The 7,681-nt window shown below is 44.0% G+C and carries 9 protein-coding genes; 7 read left to right on the top strand and 2 right to left on the bottom strand.

Annotated elements, in window-relative coordinates; all coding sequences use genetic code 11:
- Together ACEW8S_RS00675 and ACEW8S_RS00670 are read right to left on the bottom strand one after the other, a co-directional pair.
- Window positions 1-1,296: glycosyltransferase (locus ACEW8S_RS00675; RefSeq protein WP_373516269.1), on the bottom strand; the 1,296-nt coding region annotated here is incomplete at its 3' end.
- 1,002 nt (window positions 1,297-2,298) lie between these two features.
- Window positions 2,299-2,928 (bottom strand): hypothetical protein, encoded by a 630-nt coding sequence (locus ACEW8S_RS00670; protein ID WP_373516268.1) that lies wholly within the window; start codon window positions 2,926-2,928, stop codon window positions 2,299-2,301.
- Window positions 2,929-3,375: 447 nt separating this feature from the next.
- Here ACEW8S_RS00670 and ACEW8S_RS00665 point away from each other — a divergent pair, with 447 nt between their 5' ends.
- From ACEW8S_RS00665 to ACEW8S_RS00635, 7 genes are all read left to right on the top strand, one after another.
- A complete protein-coding gene (locus tag ACEW8S_RS00665) occupies window positions 3,376-3,687 on the top strand; it encodes a hypothetical protein (protein ID WP_373516267.1) in 312 nt (103 codons plus the stop codon).
- Between the two features lie 27 nt (window positions 3,688-3,714).
- Window positions 3,715-4,413 (top strand): hypothetical protein, encoded by a 699-nt coding sequence (locus ACEW8S_RS00660; RefSeq protein ID WP_373516266.1) that lies wholly within the window; start codon window positions 3,715-3,717, stop codon window positions 4,411-4,413.
- 74 nt (window positions 4,414-4,487) lie between these two features.
- On the top strand, window positions 4,488-4,640 hold the full coding sequence (locus tag ACEW8S_RS00655) for a YqaE/Pmp3 family membrane protein (RefSeq protein WP_373516265.1): 153 nt from the start codon (window positions 4,488-4,490) through the stop codon (window positions 4,638-4,640).
- Between the two features lie 141 nt (window positions 4,641-4,781).
- Window positions 4,782-5,231, top strand: a complete 450-nt coding sequence (locus tag ACEW8S_RS00650) for a PA2169 family four-helix-bundle protein (RefSeq protein WP_373516264.1) — start codon at window positions 4,782-4,784, stop codon at window positions 5,229-5,231.
- Between the two features lie 125 nt (window positions 5,232-5,356).
- Complete coding sequence (locus ACEW8S_RS00645) at window positions 5,357-5,881, top strand: DUF421 domain-containing protein (protein WP_373516263.1); 525 nt, start codon at window positions 5,357-5,359, stop codon at window positions 5,879-5,881.
- 195 nt (window positions 5,882-6,076) lie between these two features.
- The gene (locus ACEW8S_RS00640; RefSeq protein WP_373516262.1) at window positions 6,077-7,180 is read left to right on the top strand and encodes an acyl-CoA dehydrogenase family protein; all 1,104 of its coding nucleotides are present in this window, start codon (window positions 6,077-6,079) and stop codon (window positions 7,178-7,180) included.
- On the top strand, window positions 7,173-7,681 hold a 509-nt coding region (locus tag ACEW8S_RS00635; RefSeq protein WP_373516261.1), incomplete at its 3' end, for a PIG-L deacetylase family protein. The genes ACEW8S_RS00640 and ACEW8S_RS00635, both read left to right, overlap by 8 nt.

The following is a 7,681-nucleotide window of genomic DNA, read 5'->3' as shown; positions in this document are numbered from 1 at the left end:
CTTGATTTCCGGTTTTCGGTATGCAAGTTCAATTTTTGCCTTTCCCACGGCCTCGAAGACCTTTCCATGGGCAATGGCGGCATTGTCCCAAGTGGACTCCGCAATATGGCGCAACCCGTTCAGGCGCATCGTTTTCCTTGCTTCATCGTTCCCAAAAAGATTGATTATTGCCTGACCCAATTGGGTCGAATCCTCAAAATCGAAAATATGACCCGCATTATTTTTGAGCACCTCGAGCGCATGTGGAATCGGTGTCGATATTACCGGACATCCACAGCTAAGGGCATATGAAAATGTGCCACTCACTGCTTGGTTCGGATCTTTTGATGTAAACAGGTATATATCGGTCAACTGAAGATATTCCAAAAGTTTGTCCAAGGGGAGAAATTCATTTATGAATCGTACATGTTGGGACAGCCCTAATTTTTCGACTTTGCTTTCAAGAAACTCCCTGTAATCTTCTCCTTTTTGCTTGATAAGTGTAGGATGGGTCTTGCCGAGTATCAAAAATACGGTTCGAGGATATTCTTTTATGATTGCGGGAAGTGCATCCAGTGAAGTCTCGATACTCTTGCCCGGCCCCAAAAGACCGAACGTCGAAAGCACCAGTCTATCCGTAAGGTTATATTTTTCCTTCAATGTCCGTTCATCCTTATGGCAGACCGAATGTGTACCATGTGGGATGACGGCTATCATATCGTTGGCGACACCGTAGTCCCGTACAAGGATTTCGGCGGAATTACGGGTCATTACAATCAGGCGATCCGATGCCGACGCTATTTTTGATACACTTTTCTTTAATTCGCTGTCCGGATTCGGCAATACGGTATGGAAGACTATGATCAAAGGCTTGTTGATGGATTCCAGAAAGTCGATAAAAGCCGGCTCATTGCTGCAAAAAAGTCCAAATTCGTGTTGTACCATTACCACACCGACCTTCTCATCGGAATTGAGCAAATGGGAGTTTTTTAAAAAATCGAATTCGGAAGTCGTATTCAGCGCCTGTTCGATACCTTTCGGATACTTATATGCACCATTCGAATCCTCCAAGGGAAGTATCCTCAACTTGAAAGAATCATTAAACTTGTTTTTAAGGGCATGCTCCAAATCCTTTGAGTAGGTAGCAATACCGCATTCCCGGGGCGGATACGTTGTAAGAAGAACAATTTCAACGGTGTTTTTGATGACGGTCGAATCCTCCGGACTTTGGTCGTTAACTTTACCTTGGTAAAAGACCGAACCGTTCAGAATTTCCCTTCGTGATTTTTTGGATTTTTCAACTGGTTTCTCTTCCATAGCATTATAGTATAGACGTTAGACAAGACTAGGGTTTCGGCCCGGACGGTAAATTGAAAAATTTAAAATGGTGCGCAAGTAAATAATATCTCTATGCAAAACACTTTTGCTGAAAAAAAATCCACTATAAATAATAGCTAGCTAACATAGACTAACGATACTCAACAGGCTGCAACTATCGAAGATGTTTGTAACACATAAACAACAAAATGTTTTTGTTAGGTCAGGTTTTCAATTCGACATATTGTAGCCAATTATTAATTTGCTTTGTTCAAACTGGACCGTGGCCATATAATATTACTTAACAATCTAGTAAAATAATGTAATACATGTAATTAATGTATTATATAAACAAATAGTATTTAAGCTATTGAATTCTATAAGTCCTTACCATCATCATTTACTCAAAAAAATGGGTTTTACCTTTATCTCAATAGTAATTATTGTACAAATATGCTCTCGGCTAAATATAGTAAAAATGGATTTATTCCATATTAAAAAGAAATTTTGATAGCCTTGTTTTATTGCTATGAAACTATGAACCGATCAATTTTACACTTAGACTTGGAAACCTTTTTCGTAGCGTGCGAAAGAAGGGAAAACCCGAACTTGGAAAACCGTCCCCGTGGTAGGGGGAACGGGAAGCAGGGGGATTGTATCGGCCTGTAAATTGGGCTTTGAAGTAAAATATGAATATCGTGGAATGCAATGTGCGGAAATTTCAAGAATCTATTGTTAGTAAACAAAAGTGTCGCCCGACCGCTTTAATAGCCCGGCCGATCCGTTGGCAATAATCCCCATACCAGAAAACCAGTTAAGTTTTTAAAATAAGTTTTTATCCTGACGTTCTTATTTTCAACCAAGGCAAAAAGTCCGACAGAAATCAAAGCCCGAATGGAAAAAGTAAAGCGTTGTTTTCCTTTGCGAAAAACAACGCTTCCGAGCGAAACTGGTCCTAATTACTACAGAACCTTAATCTATGGGGTATGCGCAGTACCTATTTTAGTTTATTGCCCTACGTTCGTCATCGATTATGTTCTCCGCCCTATTTCTATCCAAAAATATCTGTATCCCAAGGTTCAGGCTTAATGCATGCTGATAGGCCGTGTTCCCCGCCCCGAGAAGACCGTTATACTTAAAGGTGGTCTCAAGGGCCACGTTATCGGTAATAAAATAAGCAAGGCCCGGTCCGGTACCGTAGGCAAAGCCATTGGTCGTAGGGCCGTCCTTGACATTGACCCCGGAAAGCCCGCCATTAATTTCGGCGAAAAATCGAAGTCTTCTCGGAAGTTCGTCAACATCCACATCATCTGGAGAGATATAATATCTGGTCAGTGCCTGAAGTCCATATACAAAGCTTTCGCTGGATTGAGAGTTACTTTCAGGTGATTTGGAATATCCTATATTGGCTATGGCCCCTATAAGGAAATTGTCCCGGACGAACCATCCCATCTTGGGACTAAGACCAAGATCCATACCGGCACCGTCGTTAAGGCCGAAATTCAAACCGAAGAGGCCGTTGCTCGATGAGTTTATTATTCCACTACCGAGATCGCTTCCCAACATAAAGGTGCCCTGATCGGTCTGTGCCCGGCAGAGCCCCAAAAAAGTGAAAAAAAGTAGGGCTGACATTAATTTGAACCTTTTACCCAACGGAGACGAAAGGTCCGCGCCTTTAATAATACTATTGTCGTGGCTAACAGTAAAAATTGAAATTTCGGGAAATATCATAGCTATATATTTATGGTGAACAACAAGATTACATTCACGGCCTTAAGCCAGTAGACCTAATCGGTTCTATTTTTGAACCAAAAGAAAAGGGCTGAATTTTAAAACATGAATGATAGTTAGGGGTAGTAATCGGAAGAATCGGTCTTTTTTCAAATCGAGAGGGAACGTTATAGAGAAGTATGCGGGTGTCATTGTCCATCTTTGGCGCTTGGATAAGGCCTGCAACAGATTTTTAATATCCGTTGGATATTTCATTTGCCTTAAAAGTCTATTCGATTGGTCTGCAAGTTAGTATCGTTTAGGGCTAGGTTAGAAAATATATTTCTCATGACCTAAATCCCCAGCACTATGAATAACTCTACTACAACAATTGAAGACATTCCTAGAAAGATATCCCGTATATCCTGGGGAGCTATATTGGCGGGCACCCTTTCGACATTATCCTTGATGTTTCTTTTGAACATCTTGGGATTAGGCATTGGCCTGACCACGATAGACCCCCTAACGGAACCAGATCCTTTTGAAGGCCTAGGGACCGGCACCGCCATTTGGTGGGTCCTTACGAATGTTGCCGCACTTTTTAGCGGTGGTCTGGTGGCGGCGCGTATGTCTGGCTATCCCTCCATTATAGATGGCGCACTGCACGGTTTTCTTGTTTAGGCCTTATATCTTGTTATCGAAATTATTATGCTCACTTCAGCGGTCGGCGGTATCCTTAACGGGCTTGGCAATGTGGTTTCCGGCGTTTTCGGCGGCGACGGTTCCAAAGATATTACCGTTCAGGTAGCGGAGGCCCTGAAATCTGGTCAAGAGCAAACCCAAAATGCCTCTAAAAATATGAAACAGCAAATGTTCGATTCGATCAATACCGGCGAAAAATACAATGTGCTTCCCGAGGAGGCGTCCGAGGAAACCAGCAAATTTTTACGGGATTCCAAAAATGAACTGAAGCGGATGAACCTTGAAAACGATATCGAGAGCTATATCAGCGACCTTTCCTTCGATTTGGACAAGAATGGAAATCTTAAAATCGGTTCGAACGGCTCCGATGAACTTATCGATGCGGAAAAATTGAAGAAATCGCTTACTGAGAATACCGAGCTGAATGAAGCAGAGATTGATGGCGTTATCGAGAAATGGGAAAATAAATTGCGGACTACCGTTAATAAGGTTGAAAAATATTATGCGCAGGCCAAACTGAAAGTCAAGGAATATAGCGATAAGACGGCCGATGCCGCAGGTACCGCAAGTATCGTAGCCTTCTCAATATTGCTTCTGGGCGGGGGCGCCGCTTTCTTCGGAGGCGTTACCGGTTCGCCCGATTATGCCGTTTTGGTCGATGAGGACCGGGTGGCTCGAAAGACTCAAAGGGCATCGAAAAAATGAAACATATGTACGGTCTTTGATCTTAAACCTATACTGTCAACCATTAAATAAGTGTAAATCTTAAATAATCGCATATGTCATTAGTAACAATTGTTTTGAACATCCTTTTACCGCCCTTGGCGGTGTTTATGAACCATGGGTTGGGAACTACCTTCCTGATTAGCTTAATATTGACCGCATTGGCTTGGCTTCCGGGTATTATCCATGCATTTATAGTAAATGGCTAAGAAGTTCCAGTCTGCCAAATAGTAATAGGCCACGGCATACGTAAGTAAAAAGGAGTGGCATGCAGTTAAAAATAATTCGGAAAGGAATCGACCGGCCGAATTCTACTAAGTATTTTTAAGAAATTTAAAATTAGAATTATCGTGAGTAAAGATAGAGATGAAATATTTGATGAAATAGAGGAAATTCTCGAAAAGAACGAAGACGCGCGCAGAGGTTATGATAAAGCGGCCGATAATGCCGATAGTACTAAGCTAAGCTCCTATTTTAGGCAGAAGGCTTCCAAAAGGAAGGAGTTCAATATGAAACTGAGACAGGAAATCAAGGGCGCCTATTCAGATTTCGATGACGATGGTTCCTTTGCCGGTAGCATGCACCGCGCTTGGATGGATGTAAAGGATTTGTTTTCCGCCGATAGTGATGAATCGATGTTAGAAGAATCCATTAAGGGCGACAAAGCTGCCATCGAGGAGTACAACGATGTTATCGATTATGAAAATCTTCCTGTGGGACTCAAGAACCTTTTGAATTCCCAAAGGGACGAAATCCGTAGGGATATTCAAGAAAACGATTCCCTTGAAAGCTTGCATTGAAATATTGGGAATCGTAGAAAAGGCGCCCCCAACGGGTGCCTTTTTATTCTACGCCAATAAACTATTCCTGAACAAGTAACATTCAAACCGATAAATCGAACATCGATAACAACTAAATTTCCATTATGCAAAACTGGTTCTATGATTCCTGGTCTACATTGACCATTGTCTTCTTCTCGGTACTTTTAATTTTTAGCATCATCATTCTGATAACCCGTATTTCGGGCCTTCGCACATTCGCCAAGATGTCGGCCTTCGATTTTGCCTCTACCATTGCCATCGGTTCGATATTGGCATCGGTAGTGATGAACACAGGGCAAACAATTGTCAAGGGAACAATCGCCTTGGGTACCATCGTAGCTTTTCAGACACTTTTTTCCTATATGAAGAGGAAATCCGACAAACTTTCCGCCTTGCTGACCAATTCCCCGATGCTCATTATGGACGGGGACAGAATCCTATATGAAAACCTTGCCAAGACCAATGTTAGTGAGGAGGATTTAATTGCCAAATTAAGGGAATCGAACGTTAGGCATTTTGGGGAAGTGTTGGCCGTTGTACTGGAGTCCACGGGCGACGTAAGCGTGCTGCATGCAAACGACGGGACCGACCTTGACAGGGATAAAATGCTAAAAGGAGTCAGTAAATAAATAAGTCTTGGCTCGGGCACAACGGAAAAATACCATGCGTATTACATGTACAGCATGTAATACATATAAGACATGTATTATTTTATGTATCGTACTACTATTGATTGGTATCGGGGCAAACCGACCTATAGTCTCAACATAAATTTACGGTCACTAAAAATGTGGCCGCACCATCGTTAAATTTTTAAAAAATAGATGTCCGAAATAATCGAACAATATAGAGAGACGAAGAGGCTGACCGGGATTCCCGATAGATACGCTGCCGACAGCGACCAATTTCCCTTATCCGGTATCGAAATGTTACGTTCGATGGGCCTTATGGCAATCAACGTACCATTACATTACGGAGGCAAAGGGCTTGGCCGGGACCACGGGAACATCAAGATTCTGGAAACGCTCAAAACCATCGGATCCTATGATCTTTCGTTGGGCAGGATTTACGAGGGCCATTTGAACGCCCTTCTACTTATCGATAGGTTCTGTTCGTCCGACCAAAAACAGGAATATTTTCATCAGGCGATTTCGGGCAGCATTTTCGGAATCTGGAACTCGGAATTTCCGTCCGAGCCTTTAAGATTCCTTCCTTCCAAGGCCGGTTACGAACTCGAGGGGGCCAAGGTCTTCTGTTCCGGGGCCTCTAAGATACACAGGCCGATAGTCACTGCAGAGGGCCGGGGGGGTAGCCGCATGATAGTACTGTCCATGGACGAGTATGATCTGGAGGAGGACATGACCTATTGGAGGCCCATGGGCATGAAAGCTTCCGTAAGCTGCCGTTTCGATTTTACCGGCATAAGTTTCGGAAAAAGCCAAATATTGGGGGATGCCTACGATTATGTAAAAGAGCCCGATTTTACGAGCGGTGCCGCTAGGTTTGCCGCCGTTCAGCTTGGTGGTGCGGAAGCGGCGATAAGGGCTACCGTACGGCATCTGAACAAAATGGACAGGACGGGGGCACCGGAGCAAATTGCCCGTATGGCCAAATTGGCAATGTTGCTTGAGACAGGAAACCTTTGGCTGCAGGATACAGGTAAGGCGATGGACGGACGTTTTACCGATCCGTCGGGGTCTATGCACCGATCGAACATGTTCCGTTCGATCACAAGGGAAATCTGCGAGGAAGTCCTCAAAATTTGCGAAATGTCGGTCGGTCTACAGGGGATGATGGAGCCCCATCCTTTGGAGCGTATACATAGGGACCTTAGCGTATATCTCAAGCAGCCCGGACCTGATAGGACTTTGAACGCTGTCGGCAAGGCCTTTGCCGAAAACTATTCAGAGCGTGTAGATAATGGATAGATCCGGAGTTCTCAACGCAGCGTTTTTGAACCGGGAGCGACTTTCGGCCGATATGGGCAACCTGCTGGTCCTAGCCCCGCACCCTGACGATGAAAGTCTGGGTTGTGGCGGTCTGATCGCCCTTCTCAGGGAATCCGGGAATTCTGTGACCGTTATATTCGTTACCAGTGGCTCGGCATCGCATTCGTCCATAACGCATCCGGCGTCGATCCTCTCTAAAATGAGGGAACTGGAGGCCATCAGGGCATGTTCGGTTCTCGGGGTACGTATCAAGGACATACATTTTTTAAGGGCACCGGATTCAAAGCTCGGGGGACTTCGAGAAACTGCCCTCTCATTATTGGCCGAAGAAATAACCGGGGTTTATGAAAGGGGCTATTTTTCGGCGATAGCCCTTCCATGGCGCCGGGACCCCCATCCCGATCACCAGGTCGTCAATACCCTGGGCCAGAGGTTCCTAAAAAATCTTCCGGAAAATTTGATCAAGTTAGAATATCCCAT

This window comes from Pricia sp., assembly GCF_041745955.1.
Taxonomy (GTDB): domain Bacteria; phylum Bacteroidota; class Bacteroidia; order Flavobacteriales; family Flavobacteriaceae; genus Pricia.
This window is presented reverse-complemented; position numbering and strand designations above follow the sequence as displayed.